Annotated in this window: 26 protein-coding genes and 1 pseudogene; 12 read left to right on the plus strand and 15 right to left on the minus strand. The window is 69.2% G+C overall.

The window, feature by feature from the left end:
• Nucleotides 1-49: 49 nt before the first annotated feature.
• On the minus strand, nucleotides 50-709 hold the full coding sequence (locus tag E8M80_RS23125; RefSeq protein WP_137128102.1) for an FMN-binding negative transcriptional regulator: 660 nt from the start codon (nucleotides 707-709) through the stop codon (nucleotides 50-52).
• Between the two features lie 98 nt (nucleotides 710-807).
• Between E8M80_RS23125 and E8M80_RS23130 the strand changes: the two genes are divergently transcribed.
• The 4 genes from E8M80_RS23130 to cueR all read left to right on the plus strand — a co-directional run bounded on the left by E8M80_RS23130 (nucleotide 808) and on the right by cueR (nucleotide 5,667).
• Nucleotides 808-2,316 (plus strand): PLP-dependent aminotransferase family protein, encoded by a 1,509-nt coding sequence (locus E8M80_RS23130; RefSeq protein WP_137128103.1) that lies wholly within the window; start codon nucleotides 808-810, stop codon nucleotides 2,314-2,316.
• 75 nt (nucleotides 2,317-2,391) lie between these two features.
• On the plus strand, nucleotides 2,392-2,592 hold the full coding sequence (locus E8M80_RS23135) for a heavy-metal-associated domain-containing protein (protein ID WP_137128104.1): 201 nt from the start codon (nucleotides 2,392-2,394) through the stop codon (nucleotides 2,590-2,592).
• 46 nt (nucleotides 2,593-2,638) lie between these two features.
• On the plus strand, nucleotides 2,639-5,149 hold the full coding sequence (locus E8M80_RS23140; RefSeq protein WP_137128135.1) for a heavy metal translocating P-type ATPase: 2,511 nt from the start codon (nucleotides 2,639-2,641) through the stop codon (nucleotides 5,147-5,149).
• Nucleotides 5,149-5,667 (plus strand): Cu(I)-responsive transcriptional regulator, encoded by a 519-nt coding sequence (gene cueR, locus E8M80_RS23145; protein ID WP_137128105.1) that lies wholly within the window; start codon nucleotides 5,149-5,151, stop codon nucleotides 5,665-5,667. The genes E8M80_RS23140 and cueR overlap by 1 nt, the downstream gene beginning before the upstream one ends.
• Nucleotides 5,668-5,684: 17 nt before the next feature.
• On the opposite strand, the gene E8M80_RS23150 is transcribed toward cueR, so the two are convergent.
• Nucleotides 5,685-5,903: a DUF411 domain-containing protein gene (locus tag E8M80_RS23150; protein WP_240790187.1), complete on the minus strand. Its 219-nt coding sequence runs from the start codon at nucleotides 5,901-5,903 to the stop codon at nucleotides 5,685-5,687.
• A 250-nt stretch (nucleotides 5,904-6,153) separates the two neighbouring features.
• On the opposite strand from E8M80_RS23150, the gene E8M80_RS23155 reads away from it, so the two are divergent.
• A complete protein-coding gene (locus E8M80_RS23155; RefSeq protein WP_170979593.1) occupies nucleotides 6,154-8,463 on the plus strand; it encodes a molybdopterin guanine dinucleotide-containing S/N-oxide reductase in 2,310 nt (769 codons plus the stop codon).
• 62 nt (nucleotides 8,464-8,525) lie between these two features.
• Here E8M80_RS23155 and E8M80_RS26875 read toward each other — a convergent pair whose 3' ends face one another.
• Together E8M80_RS26875 and E8M80_RS23165 are read right to left on the minus strand one after the other, a co-directional pair.
• Nucleotides 8,526-8,651: a hypothetical protein gene (locus E8M80_RS26875; RefSeq protein ID WP_255467550.1), complete on the minus strand. Its 126-nt coding sequence runs from the start codon at nucleotides 8,649-8,651 to the stop codon at nucleotides 8,526-8,528.
• A gap of 505 nt (nucleotides 8,652-9,156) precedes the next feature.
• Nucleotides 9,157-9,600, minus strand: a complete 444-nt coding sequence (locus tag E8M80_RS23165; RefSeq protein WP_137128106.1) for a CBS domain-containing protein — start codon at nucleotides 9,598-9,600, stop codon at nucleotides 9,157-9,159.
• 82 nt (nucleotides 9,601-9,682) lie between these two features.
• On the opposite strand from E8M80_RS23165, the gene E8M80_RS23170 reads away from it, so the two are divergent.
• From E8M80_RS23170 to E8M80_RS23190, 5 genes are all read left to right on the plus strand, one after another.
• Complete coding sequence (locus E8M80_RS23170) at nucleotides 9,683-9,871, plus strand: hypothetical protein (protein WP_240790188.1); 189 nt, start codon at nucleotides 9,683-9,685, stop codon at nucleotides 9,869-9,871.
• Nucleotides 9,868-10,017, plus strand: coding sequence for a hypothetical protein (locus tag E8M80_RS26145; RefSeq protein ID WP_170979594.1), 150 nt, complete (start codon nucleotides 9,868-9,870; stop codon nucleotides 10,015-10,017). Before E8M80_RS23170 ends, E8M80_RS26145 begins: the two co-directional genes overlap by 4 nt.
• 222 nt (nucleotides 10,018-10,239) lie before the next feature.
• Entirely contained in the window at nucleotides 10,240-11,169 is a 930-nt protein-coding gene (locus E8M80_RS23175) for an amino acid ABC transporter substrate-binding protein (protein ID WP_240790189.1), read from the plus strand.
• Between the two features lie 280 nt (nucleotides 11,170-11,449).
• A complete protein-coding gene (locus E8M80_RS23185; protein WP_240790190.1) occupies nucleotides 11,450-12,196 on the plus strand; it encodes an ABC transporter ATP-binding protein in 747 nt (248 codons plus the stop codon).
• Complete coding sequence (locus tag E8M80_RS23190) at nucleotides 12,193-13,836, plus strand: FtsX-like permease family protein (RefSeq protein WP_137128109.1); 1,644 nt, start codon at nucleotides 12,193-12,195, stop codon at nucleotides 13,834-13,836. The genes E8M80_RS23185 and E8M80_RS23190 overlap by 4 nt, the downstream gene beginning before the upstream one ends.
• A 142-nt stretch (nucleotides 13,837-13,978) precedes the next feature.
• Here the strand turns inward: E8M80_RS23190 and E8M80_RS23195 are convergent, their stop codons facing one another.
• Nucleotides 13,979-14,167 (minus strand): hypothetical protein, encoded by a 189-nt coding sequence (locus tag E8M80_RS23195; RefSeq protein ID WP_137128110.1) that lies wholly within the window; start codon nucleotides 14,165-14,167, stop codon nucleotides 13,979-13,981.
• A gap of 86 nt (nucleotides 14,168-14,253) precedes the next feature.
• Nucleotides 14,254-15,618, minus strand: a complete 1,365-nt coding sequence (locus tag E8M80_RS23200) for a patatin-like phospholipase family protein (RefSeq protein ID WP_170979595.1) — start codon at nucleotides 15,616-15,618, stop codon at nucleotides 14,254-14,256.
• 73 nt (nucleotides 15,619-15,691) lie between these two features.
• Here E8M80_RS23200 and E8M80_RS23205 point away from each other — a divergent pair.
• Together E8M80_RS23205 and E8M80_RS27070 are read left to right on the plus strand one after the other, a co-directional pair.
• Nucleotides 15,692-15,844 (plus strand): annotated as a pseudogene (locus E8M80_RS23205) (GTP-binding protein); the annotation flags it as partial.
• Between the two features lie 30 nt (nucleotides 15,845-15,874).
• Nucleotides 15,875-16,186 (plus strand): hypothetical protein, encoded by a 312-nt coding sequence (locus tag E8M80_RS27070; RefSeq protein ID WP_170979596.1) that lies wholly within the window; start codon nucleotides 15,875-15,877, stop codon nucleotides 16,184-16,186.
• A 359-nt stretch (nucleotides 16,187-16,545) separates the two neighbouring features.
• Here E8M80_RS27070 and E8M80_RS23215 read toward each other — a convergent pair whose 3' ends face one another.
• The 9 genes from E8M80_RS23215 to E8M80_RS23250 form a co-directional block, all read right to left on the minus strand.
• Nucleotides 16,546-17,385, minus strand: a complete 840-nt coding sequence (locus E8M80_RS23215; protein ID WP_137128113.1) for an SDR family oxidoreductase — start codon at nucleotides 17,383-17,385, stop codon at nucleotides 16,546-16,548.
• Between the two features lie 35 nt (nucleotides 17,386-17,420).
• Nucleotides 17,421-17,570, minus strand: a complete 150-nt coding sequence (locus tag E8M80_RS26375) for an SDR family oxidoreductase (RefSeq protein WP_206035729.1) — start codon at nucleotides 17,568-17,570, stop codon at nucleotides 17,421-17,423.
• A complete protein-coding gene (locus E8M80_RS26380; RefSeq protein WP_206035727.1) occupies nucleotides 17,564-17,773 on the minus strand; it encodes an SDR family NAD(P)-dependent oxidoreductase in 210 nt (69 codons plus the stop codon). The genes E8M80_RS26375 and E8M80_RS26380 overlap by 7 nt, the downstream gene beginning before the upstream one ends.
• 148 nt (nucleotides 17,774-17,921) lie before the next feature.
• Nucleotides 17,922-18,725 (minus strand): isochorismatase family protein, encoded by an 804-nt coding sequence (locus E8M80_RS23225; protein WP_137128114.1) that lies wholly within the window; start codon nucleotides 18,723-18,725, stop codon nucleotides 17,922-17,924.
• A 281-nt stretch (nucleotides 18,726-19,006) separates the two neighbouring features.
• Nucleotides 19,007-19,762, minus strand: a complete 756-nt coding sequence (locus E8M80_RS23230; RefSeq protein ID WP_137128115.1) for an SDR family oxidoreductase — start codon at nucleotides 19,760-19,762, stop codon at nucleotides 19,007-19,009.
• A 122-nt stretch (nucleotides 19,763-19,884) separates the two neighbouring features.
• On the minus strand, nucleotides 19,885-20,862 hold the full coding sequence (locus E8M80_RS23235; RefSeq protein WP_137128116.1) for an MBL fold metallo-hydrolase: 978 nt from the start codon (nucleotides 20,860-20,862) through the stop codon (nucleotides 19,885-19,887).
• A 59-nt stretch (nucleotides 20,863-20,921) separates the two neighbouring features.
• A complete protein-coding gene (locus E8M80_RS23240; protein WP_137128117.1) occupies nucleotides 20,922-21,890 on the minus strand; it encodes an MBL fold metallo-hydrolase in 969 nt (322 codons plus the stop codon).
• A gap of 48 nt (nucleotides 21,891-21,938) precedes the next feature.
• Nucleotides 21,939-22,769, minus strand: coding sequence for an alpha/beta fold hydrolase (locus tag E8M80_RS23245; protein WP_206035728.1), 831 nt, complete (start codon nucleotides 22,767-22,769; stop codon nucleotides 21,939-21,941).
• 345 nt (nucleotides 22,770-23,114) lie between these two features.
• On the minus strand, nucleotides 23,115-25,991 hold the full coding sequence (locus tag E8M80_RS23250) for a winged helix-turn-helix domain-containing protein (RefSeq protein WP_137128119.1): 2,877 nt from the start codon (nucleotides 25,989-25,991) through the stop codon (nucleotides 23,115-23,117).
• Nucleotides 25,992-26,035: the final 44 nt, after the last annotated feature.

Consider the following 26,035-nt stretch of genomic DNA (forward strand, 5'->3'; position numbering starts at 1 on the left):
CCTCTGCGTCGTGCTGGCAGGACCGTGCCGGTCTCCCAGCTTGGGAGGGTCAAGCGGTTTCGGTGGCGCGCTTCGCGGCGAGCGTTCCGGCCATCAGCGCGGCGACGGCCTGCGCGCCGGGATCGGGCCGCGACGCGAGGCCGGCGATGGCGCCCTCGTGCTCGGTCATGCCCTTGTGCTGGATCAGCTTGCGCTGCGCGGCGATGCCGGCGGCTGGCACTAGCAGCTCGATGCCGACGATGGCGCGCATCATCGCGCTCAGTCGCTGCGGCTCGACCTTCTCCATCCGCCACGGCGCCTTCGGGGCGAGACGCCCCTCGAAGGCGTCCGACAGCCTTTCGAGATGCGCCGGCAATTCCTCCGCCGCGAAGGTGCGTGCCCGGCCCAACAGATGCACCGCCGTGTAGGTCCAGGTCGGCACCTGGTTCGGCACGCCGTACCAGTCGGGCGAGAGGTAGGCGTCCGGCCCCTGCACGGCGAGCAGCGCCGGGCGCGCGGCCTCCGCGATCAGCGTGTGGATGGGATTGCTGCGGGCGACGTGCAGTTCGATGCGCAGCCCGTCGCCGCTCCACGCCTCGGCAAGGAAGGGGATGTGGACCGCCTGTGGCAGCCCGTCTGCATCGGCGATGGCGAGCAAGCCGAAGCCGCGCGCGCCCAGCATGGCAAGCGCATCGGCGGTGTCGGTCCGGAAGGCGGGATGGACGTACATTGCGGCGTCTCCTGCGGGGATTGGCGTGCACTTTCGCTACGCCGCGCCGGTCCGATGCCCTATGACCGGTTCTGCGAAACCAATCGGTCCAGTTGGCCATGCCGAGACGACAGGCACCGCCGCTCTGGGGGGCCTTCGCGCCGGATCCCGCCGGTGCGCTGCCGCTGCAGGAGCAACTCGCCGGCCATTTCCGCGCCGCCGTCCTCGACGGGCGGCTGAAGCCGGGCGCGCGGCTGCCCTCGACGCGCGCCCTGGCGCTCGAGGCCGGCGTGTCCCGCCAGACCGTCGTGCTCGCCTATGAGCGCCTCGTCGCCGAAGGCTATGCCGAAGGCCGCGCGGGCGCCGGCGTCTTCGTCCCGGAGGTGCTGCCGGAGGCGCTGCTGCAGGTTGCGCAGCCCGCTGCGGGCCCGGCGCCCGATGCCCCTTCGGGCAGCCTGTCCGCCCGCGGTCGCGACCTGGCGGCGCTGCCGATCACGCCGGCTCGGCGCGGCCCCGGGCTGCTCTCGCCCGGCCTGCCCGCCTTCGACGCCTTTCCTGCCGATACCTGGGGCCGGATCGCCGCGCGCGTCTGGCGCGACCGGCCGACCGCCGATGTCCTCGGCTACATGGACCCTGCGGGCCACCTGCCGCTGCGCGAGGCGGTGGCCGCGCATCTCGGCGCCGCCCGCGGCATCGCCTGCACGGCGGAGGAGGTGATGATCGTCGCCGGCTCGCAGCAGGGCATCGCGCTCGCAGCGCGCCTCCTGCTCGACCCCGGCGACGCCGCCTGGGTGGAGGACCCGGCCTATGTCAGCGGTCGGAGCGCGCTCGCGGCGCACGGTGCGCGGCTCGTGCCCGTGCCTGTGGATGCCGAGGGCCTGGACGCCGCCGCGGGTGAGGCGCTGGCGCCGCAGGCGCGCGTCGCGCTGGTCACGCCGTCGCACCAGTATCCGCTCGGCGTCACGATGAGCCTGCGGCGCCGCCTCGCGCTGCTCGACTGGGCGGAACGCAGCGGCGCCTGGATCCTCGAGGACGACTACGACGGCGACTTCCGCTACGCCGGCCGCCCGCTGCAGCCGCTGCGCGCGCTGGCACGGCCCGGCGCGGCGCGCGTCATCTACATCGGCACCTTCGCGAAAATCCTCGCGCCGGGGCTGCGGCTTGGCTACCTCGTCGTGCCGCGCGCGCTCATGCCGGCCTTCACCACCGCGCGGGCGCTGACGGACCGGCAATCCGCCGGCCCCGAGCAGGCGATCCTCGCCGCCTTCATCGCGGACGGGCACCTCGCGCAGCACCTGCGGCGGATGCGCGTGCTCTACGCCGCGCGCCGCGCTGCGTTACTCGCGGCGTTGCAGGGGGGCGCTACGGACTTCGTGGCCTGGGACGCGGCGGGGCCGCAGGCGGGGCTGCACCTCGCCGCCCGCTTCCACGATCAGGGCATCGATGACGTCGCCGTCTACGACGCCGCACGGCGGATCGGGCTGCAGACGCCGCCGCTCTCGGGCTCCTTCCTGGGCAGGCCGCTGCGCGGTCTGGTTCTTGGCTTCGCCGGCACGGCGGAGGACCGCATGGCCGAAGGCGTCGCCCTGCTCCGTCGCGCCGTGGGGATGGCGCGACGGACGGGGTGAAGAAAGCCGCTTGACCCTCCCAACGTGGGAGCGACGACAAGGCTGTCTCCCGCAACGCTGCGACAGGAGACAGAGATGCAGCACTTCAATGTTCCGGACATGACCTGCGGCCACTGCGTGAAGACGATCACGCAGGCCGTGCAGGCGGTCGACCCGGCGGCGCAGGTCCGGGCGGACCTCGCCGCGCACAGCATCAGCGTGACCAGCAGCGCGAGCGTGGCGAGCCTCTCGGCCGCCATCGCCACCGCCGGCTACGCGAACACCGTCAAGGCCTGAGGCAGGAGCACGCGCGATGGCCCCCGACACCAACGTGAAGGAATGGATGCCCGCGCTCGCGGCCTCCGTCCCCGCTGCGCCGGACGCCACGCTCTCGGTCCCGATCGAGGGCATGACCTGCGCGTCCTGCGTGCGCCGCGTCGAGCGGGCCATCGCGGCCGTGCCCGGCGTGGCTGCTGCCGCCGTGAACCTTGCGACCGAACGGGCTGAGGTCCGCTTCGACGGCACGCCGGACCTGCCGGCGGTGCTTGGCGCCGTCAGCCAGGCCGGCTACGGCGTCGGCACCGAGGCGACCGACCTCGCCATCGAGGGCATGACCTGCGCCTCCTGTGTCGGCCGTGTCGAGCGCGCGCTGAAGGGCGTGCCGGGCGTGACGGAGGCCGCGGTGAACCTCGCGACCAACCGCGCGCGGGTGACACACCTCCCCTCGGTCGATACCGCACGGCTGATCGAGGCCGTGCAGGCCGCCGGCTACGGCGCCGAGCGCATTGGCGCGGAGGCCCCGGCTGACCGTGGCGACCGCGAACGCGCCGCCCGCGCCGCCGAGATCCGGGGCCTGGTGCGCAGCCTCGGCCTCGCTGCCGTACTGACGCTGCCGCTGATGGTGCTGGAGATGGGCGCGCACCTGTCCATGGCGCTGCACCACGCCATCCGCGACAGCATCGGCTTCGCGCTGAGCTGGAAGATCCAGTTCGTGCTGGCCGCGCTGGTGATGTTCCTCCCTGGCCTGCGCTTCCAGACCAAGGGCTGGCGGGCGCTGCTGCGCGGCGCCCCCGACATGAGCTCACTGGTCGCGATCGGCACGGGGGCGGCCTTCGCCTATTCGACCGTCGCGACCTTCACCCCCGGCCTGCTGCCGGATGGCGCGCGGCACGTCTTCTTCGAGGCGGCGGCGGTGATCGTCACCCTGATCCTGCTCGGCCGCTGGCTGGAGGCGCGGAGCAAGGGCCGCACCTCCGAGGCCATCCGGCGGCTGATGGGCCTTCAGCCGCCGACCGCGCGCGTGTTGCGCGACGGGGCGGAGCAGGAGATCCCGGCCGCGCAACTGGTCGCCGGCGACATCGTCCTGGTGCGGCCGGGCGAGCGCATCCCCGCCGATGGCGAGGTGACCGAGGGCGCCTCGTTCGTCGACGAGGCGATGATCACCGGCGAACCCGTGCCGGTGGAGAAGACCTCCGGCGCGCACGTGACCGGCGGTACGGTGAACGGCACCGGCGCCTTCCGCTTCCGCGCGACCGCCGTGGGCGGGGAGACGGTACTCTCGCAGATCGTGCGCATGGTCGAGCAGGCGCAGGGATCGAAGCTGCCGATCCAGGCGCTGGTGGACCAGGTGACCATGTGGTTCGTGCCGGCGGTACTCGCCATCGCGGCGTTGACCTTCGGCGTGTGGCTGGTGTTCGGCCCCGACCCCGCGCTCGCCTTCGCGCTGGTGAACGCGGTCGCGGTGCTGATCATCGCCTGCCCCTGCGCCATGGGCCTGGCGACGCCGACCTCGATCATGGTCGGCACCGGCCGGGCGGCGGAGCTCGGCGTGCTGTTCCGCAAGGGCGAGGCGCTGCAGGCGCTGCGGGACGTCGAGGTCGTCGCCCTCGACAAGACCGGCACGCTGACCGAGGGACGTCCGACGCTGACCGACCTCGCGGTGGTGCCGGGCGAGGATGAGGCCGCGATCCTGGCGCTGATCGCCGCGGTGGAGGCGCAGTCCGAGCACCCCGTCGCGCAGTCTGTCGTCGCGGCGGCGCGGACGCGCGGCCTGGTCCTGCCCGAGGCGACGGCCTTCGAGGCCGTGCCCGGCTACGGCGCCACGGCAGTGGTGGACGGGCGGCAGGTCACGGTCGGCGCCGACCGCTACATGGCGCGTCTCGGCCTCGACGTCGCGCCCTTCGCCGCCACGGCGGCCGCCCTCGCGGACCAGGGCCGCACGCCGCTCTACGCCGCGGTGGACGGGCGGCTGGTCGCGGCGCTGGCGGTGGCGGATCCGGTCAAGCCGGGCACGCCGGCGGCCCTCGCCGCCCTGCGGGCGCAGGGGCTGCGCATCGCCATGGTGACCGGCGACAACCGGCGCACCGCGGAGGCGATCGCCCGGGGCCTCGGCATCGAGGAGGTGGTCGCCGAGGTGCTGCCGGACGGCAAGGTTGCCGCCGTGCAGGGCCTGCGCGAGGGCGGGCGGAAGGTCGCCTTCGTCGGCGATGGCATCAACGACGCCCCGGCGCTCGCCGCCGCCGATGTCGGCCTCGCGGTCGGCACCGGCACGGACATCGCGATCGAGAGCGCCGACGTGGTGCTGATGTCGGGCGACCTCGGCGCGGTGGCGACGGCCTTCGGAATCAGCCGGGCCACCATGGCGAACATCCGGCAGAATCTCTTCTGGGCCTTCGCCTACAATGTTGCCCTGATCCCGGTCGCCGCGGGCATACTCTGGCCCTTCGGCGGCACGCTGCTCTCGCCCATGCTGGCGGCGGGAGCGATGGGGCTCAGCAGCGTCTTCGTGCTGGCGAATGCACTCCGGCTGCGGCGGTTCCAACCCGCCGCGGCCACTGCACGGGAGGGTGTGTGATGAACATCGGCGATGCGGCAAAGGCCTCGGGCGTCTCGGTGAAGATGATCCGCCACTATGAGGCGATCGGCCTGCTGCCCGCGGCGACGCGGACCGAGAGCGGCTACCGCGTCTACCGGGCGGAGGACGTGCATGCGCTGCGCTTCATCCGCAACGCGCGCGATCTCGGCTTCCCGCTGGCGGAGATTGAGGAGCTTCTGAACCTCTGGCGCGACCGGGCGCGCGCCAGCGCCGAGGTGAAGCGCCTCGCGCTGGCGCATGTCGCGGCGATCGACGAGAAGGTGAACGCGCTGCGGGCGATGGGCGACACCCTGCGGCACCTGGCCGCGGCCTGCCATGGCGACCACCGCCCGGACTGCCCGATCCTGGAGGGGATCTCGGAGCGGCCAGCGGCTCCCGCCGCGAAGCCTGCGCGGCGCGGCGGTAGCACGGAGGTGCTGCGCCACGCCGGCATCGCCTCCCGCGACGCCCGGCCCGAGCGCCTGGTCAGACCGGCTCTGCGCCGCGGAAGCGCATGAAGGTCTGATGCGCCCCTTCACCGAAGGCGATCACGTCGTAGGTGTCGGGCGCCTGGCCCGGCACCTCCATTCCAGGCGAGCCGATCGGCATGGCCGGCACGGCGAATGCCACGGATGCCGGCAGGGCGCGTGGCCAGCAGCCGGCGCACCGCCAGGGCCGGCACATGCCCCTCAAGCACGAAGCCCTCGACGCGCGCGGCATGGCAGGAGGGCAGGTCGGCCGGCGTGCCGAGCATGCGCCGGATCGGCGCAACTGAGGGCGGCCGACCCAGCGAGAAGGAGGTCGCCCCATCGCCGGTGACGACCTAAAGATGTGGCCGAGGCGATCGCATTTGTCCTTTCGCCGCGCACGGATTGAGTCATGGGTGCGATCTGGGATGTCGATGGCGATGTCATTGTCGGACGGAACAGATACCATTGAGACGAAAGCGCGCCGCGACGCTCGACCGGCACGCATTCATCGCATTCAGGTGCAGAGGCCATCGCATGAGCGCCGAGACGGCAGGGACGACTGAATTCCGCCCGCACAGCTCGCATTGGGGCGTCTTCACGGCGGCCATGCGCGATGGTGGGCTCCTGGTCCGCCCGCATCCGGGCGATCGGGACCCCAACGAGATCCTGCAGAACTTTCCCTCCGCGCTCCGGCACCCCGCGCGCATCGCACAGCCCATGGTGCGTCGCGGCTGGCTGGAACGTGGCCCGGGACCTGATCGTGGGCGTGGCCGGGACGAGTTCGTTCCGATGTCCTGGGACGCCGTGCTGGACCTGCTGGGCGGGGAGCTGCGCCGCATCAAGGACCAGCACGGGCCGGGCGCGGTCTTTGGCGGTTCCTACGGGTGGGCGAGCGCCGGTCGTTTCCACCATGCCCAGAGCCAGGTCCACCGCTTCCTGAACTGCGCCTTCGGCGGCTACGTCGCCTCGGTCAATTCCTACAGCTCCGGCGCCGCCTCGGTGATCGTCCCGCACATCCTCGGCAACTATGAGGACCTCACGAAGCACAACGTCACCTGGGAACAGGTGGCGCAGCACACCGACCTGGTGCTGGCCTTCGGCGGTATGGCGCTGAAGAACGCCATGGTCGCCGGCGGCGGCATCAGCGAACATGTCGAGCGCGGCGCCATGCAGGCCGCACGCGCGCGCGGCTGCGACTTCATCCTGATCGGCCCGCTGCGCAGCGACCTGCCCGAGGAAGCCGGCGCCGAGTGGATCGCCAACATCCCCGGCACCGACACCGCGCTGATGCTGGCGCTGGTGCACACGCTGGTCGTGGAAGGGCTGCACGACCGCGCCTTCCTCGACCGCTTTACGGTCGGCTGGCCCGTCTTCGAGCGCGACCTGCTCGGCGAGGCCGACGGTCAGGCGAAGGACGCCGATTGGGCGGCGCCGATCACCGGCATCGCGGCCGAGGATATCCGCGCCCTGGCCCGCCGACTGCACGGCCGCCGCGTGCTGGTGACAGTCGCGCACTCCCTGCAGCGGGCGGAACACGGCGAGCAGCCAGTGTGGATGGGCGCGGTGCTGGCCGCGGCGCTCGGCCAGATCGGCCTGCCCGGCGGTGGCTACGGCTATGCGCTCGGCGCCATCGGCTACTATGGGCGGCGCGCGAACGCCGTGCCCGGTCCGACCCTCTCCCAGGGCCGCAACAAGCACGGCAACTACATCCCGGTCGCGCGCATCGCCGACATGCTGCTGAACCCCGGCACGCAGTACCGCTACAACGGGCAGACCCGCACCTATCCCGACATCCGGCTGGTCTACTGGGCGGGCGGCAACCCGTTCCACCACCACCAGGACCTCAACCGACTGCGCGAAGCTTTCGCACGCGTCGACACTCTCATCGTGCACGAACTCGCCTGGACCGCCACGGCTCGGCACGCCGACATCGTCCTGCCCGCGACGATGACGCTCGAGCGCGAAGATATCGGCTACAGTTCACACGACCCGCTGATGGTGGCGATGCACCGCATCGTGCCGCCCTACGGGCAGGCGCGGGACGACTACGACATCTTCGCCGGCCTTAGCCGACACATGGGCGTGGAGGAGGCCTTCACCGAGGGCCGCACGACCCGAGAATGGCTGCGCCACCTATATGCGCGCACGCAGCACGCGCTGCGCGAACAGGACCTGCCGGCGCCCGACTTTGAGGAATTCTGGGCCGCCGGAACCTTGCGTCTGCCGCAGGCCCCGGATGATGGCGGTCCGTGGCGCGCATTCCGGGAGGACCCGGACGCCAATCCGCTGCCTACGCCGAGCGGGCGGATCGAGATCTTCTCCGAGACTATCGCCGGCTTCGGCGAGGCAAGCTGCCCCGGCCACCCGGCCTGGCTGCCGCCAGAGGAGGTTCCGGGGCCCAGCACGCCGCTCCACCTCGTCGCCAACCAGCCGGCGACGCGGCTGCACAGCCAACTGGATTTCGGCGCGCACAGCATCGCCTCGAAGCGGCGCGGGCGGGAGGTCGCTTGCATGCATCCAGCGGATGCGGCGGCGCGTGGCATCGCCGATGGCGACGTAATTCGTCTGTTCAACAAACGTGGCGCCTGTCTCGCGGCCGTGCGGCTGACCACGGAGATCCGCCAAGGCGTCGTACAACTTGCCACCGGCGCCTGGTACGACCCGGAGGACCCCCAGGATGACAAGCCGCTCTGCGTACACGGCAACCCGAATGTGCTGACGCGGGATGCAGGGACCTCGGCGCTCGCCCAGGGCTGCACCGGGCAACTCACGGTGACCGAGATGGAACGCTTCACCGGCAACCTGCCGCCGATCCGCGCCTTCGATCCGCCGCAGGGCGGCTGACGCCTGGCCGGCATCGCGGATGGACCGCGATGCCGGTGCCTTTCGCACCCAAGGCGTCGTAGTCAGCCCAGGCTGACTGCGGCGATCTCCATGCGCTTCTCCGCGTCCTTGTTTAGTGTGATGCCGAAGCCCGGCTCTGTCGGAATGGCGAAGCGTCCATTCACCGGCTGCAGATCCTCCTCGAACATGTCGCGTTGCAGGTCTTGGGCGCTATTCCCCGGCGAGGTCGCCTATGTCTGGCGTGACGCCCTGAGCGGCTGCGCCGCGGGGATTTCTGAGCGGCCGTGTCCGCGGGTGACGGAGTTCCCGGCCAAACTCTGGCAGCAGGCCGTCGCCGAACTCGCCACCGTGCCGGCGCTCGCACGCATGATGGACGCCATGGCAGCGGATCGGGTGTTCAATCGGGCAATCTGCCGATGACCATCATCGCGTCGACCGTGCCCGGCGCTTCAGGCGCGTGGCGTCGTGCGGCAGCAGGCACGGTCGGTCGCTGATGACGCGGCCTGCCTTATGTCGACCGGCTTGGTGGGTACCAGCGGGTTCGCCGCCATCCCTACCACCGCCATCGATCCGCCCCTCGTGCAGCGTCTCCGGCAGGCCCGACGTTTTCGGCTCCTGGTCCCCTAGTTCATCGCCCGCACGATAGCAGCATCACCAGTAGACGGCGCCGGCGGCCGCACTGCCGTTCGGATATCAGCCCCCGGGGCCGTCCCTCATGACATATCCCATTAGGTCGCCCACGTTGCGCTCCAAATCCCGGATGATATCTTTCACGACGTCTCCGATCGAGATCACGCCCACAACCCTGCCCGCGTCCAGCACTGGCAGATGGCGAAAGCCGCGCGTTGCCATCATTGTCATGCAGCTTTCCAGTCGGTCGTCCGGACTGACCGTCACGGGGTTGCGCGTCATCACCTGGCTCGCCGGCGTCTGCTTTGCATCAAGCCCGGGCAGAAGCACTTTGATGGCGCAGTCGCCCTGGGTCACGATACCGACCAGCACCTCGTCGTCGATGACCAGTACCGAACGGACGCGGTTGTCGCGCATTTGACGAAGGGCTTCGACGACCATGTCGTCGGAACGAACATGGATTAGGGCGCCACTCTTCTGGGCCAGAGCGTTCTTGACCGTATTCATCGATCCCCTCCCGAGGGCCCTGTCCCGGCCCGTCCTGCTCGTCGGCATCCGAGGTTAGTGCATCCACAACGTCGACGTCACGGTGCCCGGCGCGCGGCGGGGTGACTTCGCCGACGCCTCGCTCGACACCAGCAGCATCGCATTCGTGCTCAACTGCCATGTCCGGTTGAACAACAGCGTGCGCGTGATGGCGCGCAGCGTCAGCGCCTCGACGATGGACCTCGCTGCGGTGCCGCTTGCGGTGCAGGTGGTGACGCCACGCTTGGCTTGAGAAGGCGTCGAGGTGGCGCCGAGCGCTCGAATCTGGCCAACGAGCGGTTCGGCAGGATCGAGTTGGTGCTGGCGGCGATCGTGCTGCTGATGCTCGTGGGAGACGGCAGCGTCGTCACCGGGCTGCGCAGGATGCTCGGTGGGTGAATGGCTCTGGTGATTGATCTAGATCAGACCCCGCACGCGGAAGGGGTAACAGACTGTGAAAAGTCGAACGCGAGTGGGTGCATCGCCTTCCACTCCGGCGGCGAGAGCAGGTAGGGGAGGAATCGGATGTTGATGCGGACGGCCGTTGCTACGGCAGCCCTTCTGCTTTCTGTGACAGCCGCCTCGGCTCAGTCGGCTCCGCCCGGTCCGACGCTCAGTCAGGTGCGCGAGCGTGGCACGCTCGCCTGCGGCGTTCCGCCCGGCGTGCCCGGCTTTGGGGCGCAGGCGGCCGGCGGCGCTTGGCAGGGCCTTGAGATCGATATCTGCCGCGCCATCGCCGCCGCGGTGCTGGGCGACGCACAGCGCGCCACCTTCAGCCCCCTCAGCAGCCAGGCCCGCTTCCCCGCCCTCCAACAACGCCAAGTCGATGTGCTAACGCGCGCTGTGACCTGGACGCAGTCGCGGGACACGCAACTCGGCTTCAACTTCGGCCCCGTCACCTTTTACGATGGGCAGGGCTTCCTGACCCGCCGCGCAAACATCCGCCGCGCCCAGGACCTGCAGGGCAGTGCCATCTGCACCTTCGCGGGGTCAACAAGCGAAGCGAACCTCACCGACTGGGCCCGCGCGAACGGCCTGACCTATACCGTCGTCCTGGTGGACCAGCCGGATGCCATGCGCGCTGCGTACGAGGAAGGCCGCTGCGCAGCCATGTCCACCGACGCCTCGCAGCTGGTCGGCATCTTGACCACGCTGCGTAACCCGGCCGAGCATCAGGTCCTGCCCGATCGCATCAGCAAGGAGCCGCTTGCTCCCGTGGTGCGTCACGGCGACGAGCAGTGGACCGAGATCGTCCGCTGGACAGTCTTCGCCTTGATCGAGGCCGAGGAACTCGGCGTCACGTCGGCCAATGCGGAAGCCATGCTGACCAGCGACAACCCGGCTATCCGCCGTCTGCTTGGCGCCATTGGCGAGCATGGTCCGATGATGGGCCTTGACGCTCGCTGGGCCTTCAACGCCCTCCGCCAGGTCGGCAACTACGGTGAGATCTTTGAGCGGAACCTGGGCGCGGGATCACCTATCGGCTTGGCGCGCGGCGTCAACGACCTGTGGACACGCGCCGGTCTAATGTACGCGCCACCGATCCGCTGACGCAGACAAGGAACTGCCCGACGCTGCCGGCCGGGACGCGGACGCTGGCAGTGGAGACCAGCTGGGATTTGCCGAGCCTCGGGCCGGACGCGCGGCTGACGGATCCGACCATCCCGGCGTTGAAGACGAAGACGCAGTGTGGCGGCGCAAAAGCGCGACCAGCCACAGCACGCCTTGCGGCTTGCAGCTGCGGCGGAGAGGCTGAGCGACGCTGCCTGAGGCCACGCCCGTCCGGCGGGATCTTAGCCACTCGGTCATGAAGCGTGGCATCCTGCATGCCATGGCGATGACCAAGATGGCCGACGTAGGGCCCCCGACCGGCGTGCCCCCGGTCTTCGTTGCGCGCGGGTTGTGCAAGAGCTACGGCAGCGGCGACGCCACGGTGCATGCGCTGCGCGACCTCGACCTCGACATCCTGCCGGGCGAGTTCGTGGTGCTGCTCGGCCCTTCGGGCTCCGGTAAGTCCACGCTGCTCAACATCCTCGGCGGGCTGGATGCCCCGACCTCGGGCCGAGCGGTATGGCGCGACCACGAGCTGACCGGGGCGGATGAGGCGGCGCTGACCGCCTATCGCCGTGACCACGTCGGCTTCGTCTTCCAGTTCTACAACATGATCCCGAGCCTCACCGCACGCGAGAATGTCGAGCTCGTCGCCGAGATCGCGCGCGACCCGATGCGGCCCGAGGAGGCGCTCGCGCTCGTCGGCCTCTCGCATCGCCTCGACCACTTCCCTGGCCAGCTTTCCGGCGGTGAGCAGCAGCGCGTCGCTGTGGCGCGCGCCATCGTCAAGCGGCCCGACGCCCTGCTCTGCGACGAGCCCACCGGCGCGCTCGACGTCGAGACGGGCAAGATCGTGCTTTCGGCCATCGCGCGGGCGAACCGCGAGGTCGGCGCGACGACGGTGGTCATCACCCACAACGCGGCTATCGCCGGCATGGCCGACCGGGTGCTGCGCATGGGTGGTGGGCGCATTGTGTCGATCGAAGCAAATGCCAACCGTTGCGCGCCGGAGGAGCTCGTCTGGTGAGGGTGCTGGACCGCAAGGTGCTGCGCGATGTCCAGGCGCTGCGCGGCCAGGTCCTGACCATCGCGCTGCTGATCGGCGCCGGGGTCGCGGTGCTGGTGATGTCGGTCAGCAGCTTCCTCTCGCTCCGCGGGGCGCAGCAGTCCTTCTATGCGGAGAGCCGCTTCCCGGAAGTCTATGCCGAGGTGAAGCGGGCGCCCCGCACACTGCTGGCACGGATCGGGGAGATCCCGGGCGTGGCGCTCACAGAGGCGCGCGTCGGCGGCGAGGCCCGCGTTGACTGGCCCGGGGCGGAGGTGCCGGTCGCAGGGCGTGTGCTGTCGCTTCCGGCCAATGGGGAACAACCGGCGCTCAACCGGCTCTGGTTGCTCGCTGGCCGGCTGCCCGAGCCGACACGGCACGACGAGGCGGTGATCCATGCCGCCTTCGCCGAGGCCTGGCAGGTGCGTCCGGGCGACGAAGTCGCCGTCATACTGAATGGCCGGCGCGAGCGCTTCCGCATCAGCGGCATCGCCCATTCGCCGGAGTTCGTCTTCACGTCGCGGCCGGGCAATCCCCTGCCGGACGACCGCGGCTTCCTCGTGCTCTGGGTGAGCGAGGAGGGGGCGGCGCGCGCCTTCGACATGCAGGGCGCCTTTGGCGAGGCGGTTCTGACGCTGGCCCCCGGCGCCTCGGAGCCCGCGGTGATCGCGGAGCTGGACCGGCTGCTGCTGCCCTGGGGCGGGCGCGGCGCCTATGGTCGACGCGACCAGCCTTCGCACCGTTTCCTGGAGGACGAGCTGGCCGAGCAACGCACGCTGGCCGTCACCGTGCCGCTGGTCTTCTTCGGCATCGCCGCCTTCCTGCTGAACGTCGTGCTGGGCCGGATGGTGGAGGCGCAGCGCGAGCAGGTCGCGGCGCTCAAGGCACTCGGCCACCCATCCTTTCCGATCGCCGCGCACTACGCGAAGTTCGTCGCCGCGGTCTGTGCGCTGGGCTCGATGTTCGGCATCGCGGCCGGCGCCTGGATGGGCGCGGGCATGCTCGGCAACTACCGGCCCTTCTTCCGCTTCCCGGAGATGCCCTACCTGCTGCCGGCCTGGCTGCCCCTGCTCGCGGCCGCGGCCAGCTTCGCGGTGGCGCTGCTCGGCGTGCTGGCCGCGCTGCGGCGGATCCTTCGCCTGCCCGCCGCCGAGGGATTGCGCCCGCCGCGCCCGGGCGCCTTCGGCGGGAGCACGCTCGGCCGCTGGGGCCGCCAGGTCGGGGCCAGGGCGAAGATCCCGCTGCGCGGTCTGCTCGGTCGCCCGCTGCGCACCCTCCTCACTGTCTTCGGCATCGCGCTGGCGGTGCCGATGGTAGTGCTGGGTCTGTTCTGGTGGGACGCGATGGACAGCATGGTCGAGCTTCAGTTCGACCGCATCGAGCGCGGTGATGCCTTCGTGGCGCTCACGGACCCGCGCCCCTCCCGCGCAGTGCGCGAGATTGCGCGCCTTCCCGGCGTGCTCGCCGCGGAGGGCCACCGCATCGTGCCGGTGCGGCTTCGGGCTGCGCAGCGCAGCCGCCTTCTCGCCCTGACCGGTCTGCCGGCGGGCGCGACGAACGACGGAGTGCCCGGCGCTCCAGGTGCGTCGCGCCGAACGGCAGCAGGCACGGCCGAACGCTGATGATGCGGCCGGCCCTATGACTGACCGGCCTGGTGGGCACCAGCGGGTGCGCCGCCATCCCCACCACCGCCCTCGATCCGCCGCGCCGTGCAGCGTCTCCGGCGGTCCCCGCGCTTGATGGGTCCGGGTCCCCATGTGCGCATCAGAATAGCAGCATTACCTGGCGGCAGCGTCGACGAAAAAGGGCAACTTGTTGCCCCCGCCGGGACGACGCGACCATCCGGCACAGGTAGTCGGCCTGCTGCGCCAATGCTTCGGCAAGCGGCAGATCGTCGCCGCTGCCACGGCACACCAGGCGACCCCCGAGCGCCGGCAGTTCCTCGGCGCGCATCGCCGCCGATGCGCCGCGCTGGCGGGAGATGGTGGAGGTCAGCGGGGCGCGGCTCGAATAGGCCGCGCGGCGCCGCGCGCCGGCGGCTACTCCGCGAGGAATTCCGCGATGGCGCGGCTGCCGCGGATCACGCCCTCGCCGGCGGTGACCAGCGCGTCGATATCCTCGCGCGGCAGCGTCAGGCCGGTGGGCACGCGGCGCAGGCGGTCGCGCAGCGAGGGGTCCCGCACATCGGCCAGCGAGACATGCACCAGCTGGCCCGCGACATCGTCGCAGCGGCGGCCGTCGATCATGGTCGCATGGGCGCAGCGATTGGCGCGCTGGCGCTCGACCATGCGCTCGACCTCGACCGCGGTGACCGCCAACGTCTCGAGGTTGTAGTTGTCGATCTGCCCGCCCGAGACGGCGTCGAGGATCTGGACCACCCCGTTCACCATGCGCTGCCGGGACAGCGCGGGGTCGGTCGCGGATTGCCCGTCCACGCTGATCATAAGCATGCGCCGCACCGGCAGCATGGCGGCAGCGAAGCGAGGTTCGTCCACGCCGCCCAACAGCGCGAAGTTCACCGTCACGCGCAGCGCCAAGTTGTCCGAGATGCCGCCATCGAGCAGGTGCAGCCAGGGCGTGCGCTCGCGGTCGGCCATGCGGGCGACCACTTCGATCACGCGGCGGCGGTTGTATTCGGCCAGCATCGGCATGGTCGCGAGGTTGGTCGGCAGCGGCGCCGCGCAATCCGGCCCGCGGTGGTTGGCCAGGGTGATCGGCGTGAACAGCAGCGGGAAGCCGTTCGATGCCGCCACCGCCCGCGCCAGCGGGAAGCGCGCCAGGTCCGAGCAGATCACGTCGAAGGTATGCGGCAGGAAGGGGAAGGGCGATCCGGTGGCGAGGTCGGTGGCGTTGATCGACAGCCGGGGGCGGCTGCGCGCCTGCAGGTCGCGGAAGGTGGCGCCGCGGAACATCAGGGCGTCGTAGACCCCCGCCATGCGGTCATTGGTGCCGACGGCCGGGTCGATCAGCCAGCCCCATTGCCAGGGCAGCAGGTAGGTTCCCCACACATAGGCGGCGATGTCGCGATAGAGGAATTCGGCCGGGAAGGTCTCGAAGGATCGGACGCCGTACAAGGCGTAGTGCGTCGCGGTGAAGCTGCCGCCGGAGACGCCGGCAACCTGATCGACCTCCTCCAGTAGGGTCGAAGATTCGCCGCCGCGCCGGACCGGGACGTCCCGCATGCCGCGCAGCGCGCCGTGGCCGAAGGCGGCCGAGCGCTTCCCGCCGCCCGAGAAGGCCACGAAGATCAGCAGGTCGGCCCGCCCGCCGGCGGCGTTAACATCCTCCAGCCCATAGCCGGCGTTGCGGGCGCCGGGCGCCAGCGCGGGATTGATGCCGCGGTCCATGTCCCCGCAGGCCAGCAGCGCCAGGAGCAGGGCCAGGGCGCCAAGATGCTTTGACATGCGCCTCGTCTGCCCTAGGTCCCTCCGCAGACTGCGGGTCATGCCCCTGCAATCGTCCCGTCTACGGATTCCCATGACCGACACCCCGCTCGAACTCATCCGTAAATTCTCGATCATTGCCCATATAGACCATGGGAAATCGACGCTCGCCGACCGCCTGATCCAGCAGACCGGCGCGCCGACCGCGCGCGAGATGAAGGAACAGGTGCTCGACAACATGGATATCTAGCGCGAGCGCGGCATCAAGGCTCAGACGGTGCGCCTCTACGTCAAGCAGCGGCAGAATGGCAGGTTGGCCACCGTACCGGGACTGCTGAACCGACGCGCGGCCGAGGCCGGGCTCTGGGGGCGCGGGGAAGTCGTCGCCAGCCTGCATGTCGCGCCCGCCGCGCCGCCGACGGAAGGCGCCGAGGCGGCGAAGCTGAACGGCTATGCCGCGGCGGCGGCCACTGCGGCGCCCACGCTGCAGGCGCTGGCCGGTGTGCCTGTCTGGCTCGGCGTGGCGCTGGTAGTCGCCTTGGTAGCGGTGGCCGTAGGGTTCCTGCTGCGGCGGGACCGTGCGGCGTGATCGCCGCGGTCTTGGCGCGCGTGCAGGGCTGGCTTGCGTTTGCGGGGGCAGCACTGGCGGCCCTCGGCGCCGCCTGCGTGAACCGCGGGATCAGGTTTCGGAATATGTATGATGATGAGGGAAATCCCTGCAGCAGGAATGCAACGGGCGCGTGAGCAAGACTCGCTTCGCGGCAAAGTACCTTGACGCTTCCCAACGTGACGCGACGCCGGAACACCGGCGGCGGAAGGCGCGGCCTGTTCAGGACCCGGAGCGATGCGGCGTCGTCCCCGTTCTTCCCCGCCGCTTTGCGTTTGTCCATGTCGATCTCCTCGGCAAAGGCCACGCTTCACGCGGCCGGCTGCTCCTGCGGGCGCGAATTATCCCTCAAGCTGCGGTGCTACACTGCTGCGCATGAAAGCCATGTAGGCTTCCTCAGAAGTCTCCCGCCGGGCCGTGACGAGCGGCGCGATGTCTTCGGTCGCGACATAGCGTAGCCGGTCGGTCTCGTCCGTCGCAGCAGCATAGATGACCTCGGCGACCTGCTCGCTGGTAGCGCCGCTGCGGGCGACGCGCAGGCCGCTAAAGAAGCGTTCGGCGACTGCGACGAAGCCTGCGTAATCGACCGGCGACGCATGTCCCCCAGCCTCGAGCTCGCTGCGCTTGCCGAAACCTGTTTCAATCACTCCACCCGGTTCGACGACCCTGACCCGTATGCCGAGGGGCGCGAGTTCATACGACAGCGCCTCGCTGAATCCCTCGAGGGCGAACTTGGATGCGCAGTAGAGGGATATCATCGGCAGGGCGAAGACGCCGGCGCCCGAGCTGATGTTGACCAGCACGCCGGCCCGGTTGGCGCGGAAATGCGGCAAGATCGCCCGCGTGACCTCCATGAGCCCGAAGACGTTCACGTCAAACTGCTCGCGGATCTTGTCTGCAGGCGTCGCTTCGAAGATGCCGAACAAGCCGAAGCCTGCATTGTTCACGAGCACGTCGATCCGTCCAAATCGTGCGAGACCGGTTTCGATTGCCGACCCGATACTCGCCTGATCCTGTACGTCGAGCCGCTCCACCAGAACGTTCGTGAGGGCGCCAAGACCCAGATCGGCTTGCGGTTGGCGCATGGTGGCGATCACGTTCCATCCCTTCGAAGCGAACAGCCGCGCAGTCGCCGCGCCGAAGCCACTCGAACAACCGGTGATCAACACGGTCCTGGGCATGAGACCCTACTCCTTCGGTGCTTTTGGGCGTTTCGTCACACTTGGACCTCGCCACCATCGACGAACAGCTCGGTGCCTGTGATGAAGCTCGCCTCATCCGAAGCGAGGAACACAGCGGCGCTAGCTACCTCGTCGGGATCACCGACGCGGCCGAGTGGTACCTTGGCGGCGAGATGCCTCAGCAGGCTCTATGCTTCACCTGCTCGTACAGGCGATCGAGATCAGCAGATCTGGTCGGGTCCGCCTGGATCCCCATCGCGTTCGGCCTGATCGCAGTGACAGCGCCGGCGAATTCTGCCTCGCGCCAACCAGTAACGAAGACACGGGCGCCTTCGGCGGCGAAGCGCCTGACCGTCGCGAGGCCGATGCCGCTGTTGCCGCCCGTCACGTCGGCAATCTTGCCTTCAAGTCTCCGAGTCATATCCGTGCATCCTGCGTTGATGATTGCTCGGCACCGCACTGCATCCCAATCGTCTTTACGCGCTCTCCCGACAGCTGCATCGCCGTCGCCGCCGCCTGACTGTTCCGACATCGCATCACGGCCGCGTGGCTTGGGCGGCGGAGCTGGACGGCTGCTGTCTCGCAGCTTCCTGAGCCCTCCTGTAGCTCTCCACGACCGCCGCGTAATTCGGCGATACGTGCGCGTAGAGCGCGCCGATCGCGCCAGCCTCGGGCCGGTTCCATGTTCGATGCACCTCGGAGAGGACCGCGTTCGTCGTTGTCGGAATCACGCCGCCCTGGACGAAGCGGGCGAGAGAGGTGCGGTTGGCCATCTCGCTCACGTCGCCGGAGGCGTCCATGACCGCATAGACCCGGTATCCCGCCAGTCTCGCATCGAGCGCCGGGAACATCACGCAAACGCTGGTCCACACGCCGGCGATGATCAGGGTTCTCTTCCCGGTAGCGCGGACCGTGCGGACGAAGTCCTCGTTGTCCCAGGCATTCACCTCACCTCTGCGCGCCACATACACGGCGTGCGGCGCATGTTCATGGATCTCGGGCATCAGCGGCCCGTTCGTGCCGTTCGGTTCCGACGCGGAGGTGATCACCGGGACGTTCATCAAGGTGGCGAGTCTCGCCAGCATCACGACGTTCGATCGAAGATCCGCAACCGGTATGTCCCTCACCGTCTGGAACAGACCCGACTGGTGATCCAGCAGCAGGATGGCGATGTCGGACGCGTCGAGCAGGGCGGCGCCTCCACCGGTCGGCAGGGTGCTGGCAGAGCCGACGCTCGGTGGCAGCGTCGCCTGAGCGTGCACAGGGGACGCCGGTGACAACAGGCCGTAGGCCAGGACGCCGGCAAACAGGTGCAGAACTCGCTTGGTGGTACGCGGCATGACGGGTTCCTCCTTCAAGGGTGTGCGGCTTCGGACATGCCCTGTGACGCGGGGCCGCGTTACTCATCGGATCGCAGCCGCAACAGGCCGTCAGGGCTGCTGGCTGCGTTGGCAGATGGAGGTGGCGTTGGATGACTCCGGAGAACGGCGCCGACCGCGGCGCTCGCGATGGTGCGACGACGACGTTCGCTGCAACGAAGCGACGATGAGGCTCTGCCGGGCGAGATCCGGGATCATGATGAACTCACCAAAGGTGGTTTGGCGGGCACGCGATCATCAGGTCAGACCTGGGCCTCGCCACCGTCGACGAAGAGCTCCGCACCCGTGACGAAGCTCGCGTCGTTCGAGGCCAGAAACAGCGCAGCACTGGCGACTTCGTCGGGATCGCCGACGCGGCCGAGTGGCACCTCTGCAGCCAGCTGCCTGAGCAGGCTCTGCTGGTCGGCGGCATCAGGACCGGCTAGTCCCACCAGGCCGGGAGTCTCAGTGGGACCGGGGCTGAGCACGTTCACCCGGATGCGGCGCTCCTTCAGATCCAATATCCAGTTGCGCGCGAAGGAGCGCACTGCCGCCTTGGACGCAGCGTAGACGCTGAAAGCCGGCGTCCCGCGTGTTGCTGCCGTTGAGCCGGTCAGGATGACCGATGCGCCATCGGCGAGAAGCGGCAGCGCTTTCTGCACCGTGAACAGCACGCCCTTCACGTTGCGGCCGAAGGTGTCTTCGTACTGCGCTTCGGTGATCGAACCGAGCGGCAGCATCGAGCCGCCGCCGGCGTTGACGAAGAGCACGTCAATACGCCCTGCCGCATGCTTCACATGCTCATACAGGCGATCAAGATCGGTGGATCTGGTTGAGTCCGCGTGGATTCCGGTCGCGCTCGGCCCGATCACGGCGACGGCGGCAGCCAGTTCCGCCTCACGGCGACCGGTAACGAAGACGCGGGCGCCTTCGGCGGCGAAGCGCTTGGCCGTCGCGAGGCCGATGCCGCTGTTGCCGCCCGTGACGACGGCAATCTTGCCTTCAAGTCTTCCAGTCATGTCTGTGCATCCTGCGTTGTTGATTGGGAGGCGTTCGCGGTTTGCGCGGCGTCGGGCGCGGTCACTGCGGCGCCGCCGGCGCACGAAACGTGCTAAGCGGCCTGGCGTGAGGTCCCTGGATGTCACACCCCCATGAAGACTAGGCGGGCGAAGAGGGAGGGTGGGATGATGAAGCCGCCCCATCGCGCGTCATGTGCCGCCGTCGGCCGTGCGGCGATGACTTCCTCAAGGCTGCGGCCCTGCCGCTTGAGCGTCGCGATCTTGCCACGGATGTCGACGAGGACGTCGCGGTAGTCGCGCAGGTCGCGTCGTGTGCCGACGGGCCCATGACCCGGGATCACCACCGTGTCATCCGCGCTGCCGTCCAGGTTCTCCTCGGTCGCCCGGATGGTGCCGTCGATGCTCCCGCCGGTGGAGTAGTCGATGAACGGATAGGCGTTGTTCCAGAAGGTGTCGCCCGTATGGAGGATATTGGCCTCGGCGAAAGTGACGGAAATGTCGCCGTCGGTGTGTGCGGGGCGGTGCGCGCGCAGCATCACGGTGGCACCGTTCAGCCGCAACACGTCATCGCCCCGGACGACGCGGCTGGGCAGCGCGAGCCGCGGCGCGGGCGGAAAGTCGAAGTCCCAATCCTCGACCCGCTGCGTCATCGACAGGTATTTGCCGGTGTTCTCGTGCGCGATGATGGTGGCGCCGGCTTCGCCGATCCATTGATTGCCGTCGGCATGGTCGAAGTGCCAATGCGTGTTGATCAGGTGCCGGATCGGCTCGCGGCCGAACGCGCCGAGCGCCTCCTCGATCTTCATGCGCGAGCCGGTCAGACCGGCATCCACCAACAGCTTGCCGTCCGACCCGCCAAGAACGGCAATGTTGCCGCCCGCGCCTTCCAGCATGCCAACCCCGCCGCGCAGGCGGCGGATGGCGATCGGTGCCGAGACCGCCGCCCCGCGCATTCCGTCAACGACGTTCTGCGCCTGTGCGAAGGCCTCGCGCGGCGTCAGCCATTCGCCGGATGCGGTGACGCCCGCGGTCATCAGGCAACACAGACAGAAGCCGCGACGGGTCGGTGCGGAGGCGCGTTCGCCGAAGAAGATGCCCATGACGCCTTATGCCTTTCCTGCGTGGCGCGCCCGCGGATCGCGCGACGCGAATCCTCGACTTATCCCTGATGCGCCCAATCCGCCGCGAGCCAGCGCAGCCGCCCGCCGTCGGACACGATGCGTCCGAGACCGGGAAAGGGCATGTGGGTGGCGGCGATCAGCCCACCCTCCTCGGCGGCGCGCGGGAAGAAGCGGGCCCGCATCTGGTGCGCCGCGGCGGGATCCTGCTCGAACAGGAAGCCGATGCCACTGTCCGCAGGGTGAACCGACGGGAAGAGCATGTCGGACACCATGAGAAGGCTACGCCCACCATCCTCGACCCGCACGCCGATGTGGCCGGGGGTATGACCGGTCAGGTCGACAACCGATACGCCGCGCGTGATCTGCCGCTCGCCATCGATGGCCTGCAGATCGGGATACAGGCGGACCATCTCGGCGCAGGCATCGAAGCTGCTCTTCAGGAAATCGGGCGCGGCCGCCCGCTTGGCGGGATCGGTCCAGTAGGCGATGTCGCGGCGGTCCACATGCAGTGACGCCTTCGGGAAGTTACGCCGGCCGCCGGCCACGAGTCCGCCCATGTGGTCGACGTGCGCATGCGTGACGATGACCGCGTCGATCTGGTCCGCGCGGACGCCCACAGCCTCTAGCGCCCCGGGGAGACGTCCCGTCTCGCCCAGCGAGCCCGCAGGTCCGGTGTCGATCAGGATCAGGCGCTCGCCGTCGTCGATAAGATATTGATTGAAGGCGAAGCGGATGCCATTCGGCCTGGCCCCGAACTGAGCCCGCGCGCCTGCTTCCACCGCCTGCGCCGGCCGGCCGGTGAAGTAGGTGAACGGCATGTCCGCGTAGCCGTCGATGAGCGCCGTCACAGTGAATCGTCCCACCGTGATTTGTGCCAGTGGGACCACCTCCTTCGTGGCGACGGCTCGTGCCTGCGCGAATGCAGTGCGACCGGGGCCAACAGCGCTCGCCGCGACAAAGGCTGCTGGCAAGCCGAGCGAAAACGCTCGACGGGATAAGTTCGTCATGGACTGCTCCTTTCGTTCGATGCTAGCGCGCGGCTGAACGGCTACGACTCAGCCCCGGAGGAAGCCGAGCAGCTCCGCGTTGAGCTGATCCTTGTGGGTGTCGGCCAGACCGTGCGGGGCGCCCGGATACACCTTGAGCACCGCGTGCGGGACCAGCCGCTGCGCGGCCCTCGCGGCGGCGTTGATCGGCACGATCTGGTCGTCGCTGCCGTGGACCAGCAGCGTCGGCTTGTCGAACCGGCGCAGGTCCTGCGTGAAGTCGGTCTCGGAGAACGCCTTGATGCAGTCGTAGGTGTTCTTGTGACCCGCCATCATGCCCTGCAGCCAGAAGGAATCGATCATCCCCTGGGACGGCTGGGCCCCAGGACGGTTGAAGCCGAAGAACGGGCCGCTCGCGATGTCGAGGTAGAGCTTCGAGCGGTCGGCCAGGCTGCCGGCGCGCAGGCCGTCGAACGCTTCGATCGGCGTGCCGTCGGGATTGGCTTCGGTCTTCAGCATCAGCGGTGGCACAGCCGAGATCAGGGCGAGCCTGGCGACGCGCCCGGTGCCGTGCCGCCCGATATAGCGCGCGACCTCGCCGCCGCCGGTCGAGAAGCCGAACATCGAGATATTGCGAAGATCGAGCGCTTCGATGAGTTGCGCGAGATCGTCCGCGTAGTGGTCCATATCATTGCCGTCCCACGGTTGGCTGGAACGGCCATGGCCGCGCCTGTCGTGAGCAATGACGCGGTAGCCGTTCGCCGCGAGATGGAAGGCCTGCGCCTCCCAGCTATCGGCGTTCAGCGGCCAGCCATGGCTCAGCACCACGGGTTGGCCGGCGTGCGGGCCCCAATCCTTGAAGTATATCTGGACGCCGTCGCGAAGAGTGATCGTGTTCATGGGGTTTCTCCTTGGATTGTCTCGTCGTGTGCCCGGACGCGGCTGTTGCGCGACAGCCGGCTGGTGGGTGCCCAATGCGCCCGCGGCGGTGGCGGACAGCGCGCCGGCCAGCAGCAAGGAGCGACGCGAGTTGGTCGTGTTGCTGGGGGGGAGTTCGGTTGCCATCGTCATGCACCTCCGGTTCGGCGAGGGAAGCGAGGCCCAAAGGCACCGCAATCCGACACGGCGAGAATGCGGACGTGGCACGAGCGACGCGAGTAAAGCGGTGCAAACCGGCGCAGAGACACGCATAGAGGCGCACCGCGCGGGCACGCGATGCCCAAGTCGGCCGGAGCGGGACGAACGCTAGTTGTCTGTTGCGCCGTCGAGCTTCTTGAGGAGCGCGCCCGCATCCATCAGATCAGGCGTCCCGAAGCCTTCGACGAAACGAGCGTAGACCTCCGCGAGCTGATCGCGGGCTTCGTGGAACCGCTGCTGCCCGCGCTGCAATCGCGCCAAGCTGGTGGCGGTCCGCAACTCCCACGACAGTGCGCCCTGCGAGCGTGCCACGCGCAAGGACTCCCGGAAGGCCTGCTCCGCCAACGCGGCGTCCGGCACTCGCTGCGCCATGAGAGTTTCGCCCCGGATACGGAGGAGCTCCGCGACGGACCAGCGCTCGCCAGCGCGCTCGCAGCGCTCGAGCGCCTCGTCCACCACGGCGCGTGCCACGTCGGCCTGCCGCCCCTCGATCAAGCTACGGGCCAGTGTGGCGAGGAACGCCGTCAGGTGCTGAACGAAACCGACGCGCCGAAGCTCATCGACGGCGGGCCGGAAAAGCTGCAGCCCGGCTTGGAGATCGCCGCGGCGGACAAGAAGCTCGCCGTCGAAGCACTCTCCATAAGCCCGCCAGACGTCGAGCGCCTGCTCCGCCGTATGGCGGCGCAGCATCGCGGAAAACCGTTCCGCTGCCGCAAGGTCGCCGGCAAGGAGGGCGACCGGGCACGCAGCCTGCGCGAGCGCGTTGCAAAGCGAGAGGGTGTGGTTGAGCTCAAGGGCGTCTGCAATTGTAGTCTCGACCTCACGTAGCGCCTGGTCCGCAAAGCCCTGCAGCCAAAGTACGCGCGCGAGCGTGATGCGAGCCGTCACGCGCTGGTCGAACTGGAATCGGACGAGGTGCGATCGGTGCGCAGGGGCGACGTAGCGTCGTAGCATGTGCTCGATGCGCTCACGGGCGCCGGCCTGGTCGCCCAGAAAGTGGAGCGTTGCGCCCGTCATTCGCTCGGCCACGAGCTTGTCGGCCGGATCGGCGGTGTTCGTCGCCATCGCAAGCTTCTGGAAGCGACCCGCGATGGACAGTGCCTCGCGGAACTCGCCGTCATTGGTACGGTCTGCCCAGAGCGCCCACAGAGCGCGCAGCTGGTAGTCGGCGTCACCAAGTTCCTCGGCCAGACGAAGCACGGTCCTCCACGACGCCGCGCCGCGGTCGACCCGCGCCGTCGCATACATCTGCGGCCAGCCGAACGCGGCGTAGAGCTTCAGCCTGCGGCTGCGGCGATCCTCCTGGCTTGGCGCCGCATCAATGGCGACGAGCGAGCGCTCCACCCATCTGAGGCAATCGTCAACCAACGAGAGCTGATGCCACAATGGCACCGCTGCGATCGTCAGCGCGACGCCGAGCTCTACGTCGCCATCGGACGAGAAGGCCCAGTTCAGGGCAGCACGGAGATCGTCGAGGCCGCGGGCATAGACCGCGAGCCACTCGGCGGTTGGGCTCTTCTCCCATTCGGCCTCGGCTCGCTCGAACAGCCGCCGGAAATGTTCGGCGTGGCGCCGCGCGAACTCTCCAAGCTCGTTACTTGCGGCGAGCTTCTCACGCGCATAGGCGCGCGTCGTATCGAGCAGTCGGTACCGCACCTCGGTGTCGCCGACCTCGACTGCGAGGAGCGACTTCGCGACGAGGGCGGCCAGATGATCCTCAATGAGCGAGGCTTCGACCACGCCGCTCAGGGCCACCTCGCGTGCGGCCGATAGGGTGAAGCCTGCGTTGAAGATTGACAGGCGGCGCAGAACAACCTGTTCCGCTTCCGGCAGCACGCCGTGGCTCCAATCGAGCGTTGCCCGAAGCGTCTGGTGGCGCGGCAGCGCAGTGCGCCGGCCGCGCGTGAGAACGCGGAACCGGTCATCGAGCAGTGTGGCCAGCTCGCGCGGCCCGAACGTGTCCATTCGGCCAGACGCCAATTCGATCGCGAGCGCAATTCCGTCGAGCCTGCGGCAGATCTCCACCACCGTGGGCACATCCGCATCCCTGAGTTCGAAGCCGCCCATGCTTGCTGAAGCTCGTTCAACGAAGAGCTGCACCGCCGGGTAACGCATGGCCTCCGCCGCGCTGAGCTCGGCTTCGGCTGGAGGCAAGGCGAGGGGCGACAGCCGGAGCACCCATTCGCCCTCGGCGCGAAGCCTCTCGCGGCTGGTGACAAGCAATCCCACACCAGGCCCGCACTTCAACAGCGCCTCCGCCAGGGTGGCTGCGCCCTGGATCACGTGCTCGCAGCCGTCGAGTACGATGAGCAGTTGTCGGCTTCGGGCGTAGGCGGCGAGCGCCGCGGTTGTCTCGTCGGCGCGGCCCGCAAGTCCCAGCACGGCGGCTAGGGCGCCTGGCACCTGTGCGGGATTAGCCAAGGGGGCGAGATCGACGAAGACGGCGCCGTCCGCATAGGAAGCGGCAAGGGCCTCGGCAGCCGCCAGGGCGACTGTTGTTTTGCCGATACCGCCGGGTCCGACGACGGTGACGAACCGCCGTCGCTCCAATTGTGCCTTGACGGTCTGAACATCTTCGTTCCGACCGACAACCCAGGTCAGCGGAGAGGGGAGATTGTGATGGCGTCCCGGCGCGGCGTCGGGAAGCGGGGCGGCGGCAGACGCCTGACGCCGCGTGACCTCGGCGACGAAGGCGTAGCCACGACCAGGCACGTTCGTGACAAGCTTGAGGCCGCCCTGGCCATTGCCCAATACCTTGCGCAGCGCCGCGACGTGGACCCTGAGATTGGCTTCCTCAACGGAGATCCCCGGCCAAACCCGGGCTATCAATTCGTCCTTCCCGACGACTTCACCTGCGCGCTCGAGCAATGCAACCAGAATATCAAACGCGCGGCTGCCAAGGCGTAGTGGGCGGTCGCCCTCAAGCAGGAGGCGCCGAACCGGATGCAACTCAAATCGCCCGAAGGCGAACACCAGCTCCGACACTGTAACCGCCCCCCGGCACCTTGCTTACGCTGCTTTACGACAAT

This window comes from Roseomonas sp. HF4 (assembly GCF_005222755.1).
In the GTDB taxonomy this organism is placed as follows: domain Bacteria; phylum Pseudomonadota; class Alphaproteobacteria; order Acetobacterales; family Acetobacteraceae; genus Neoroseomonas.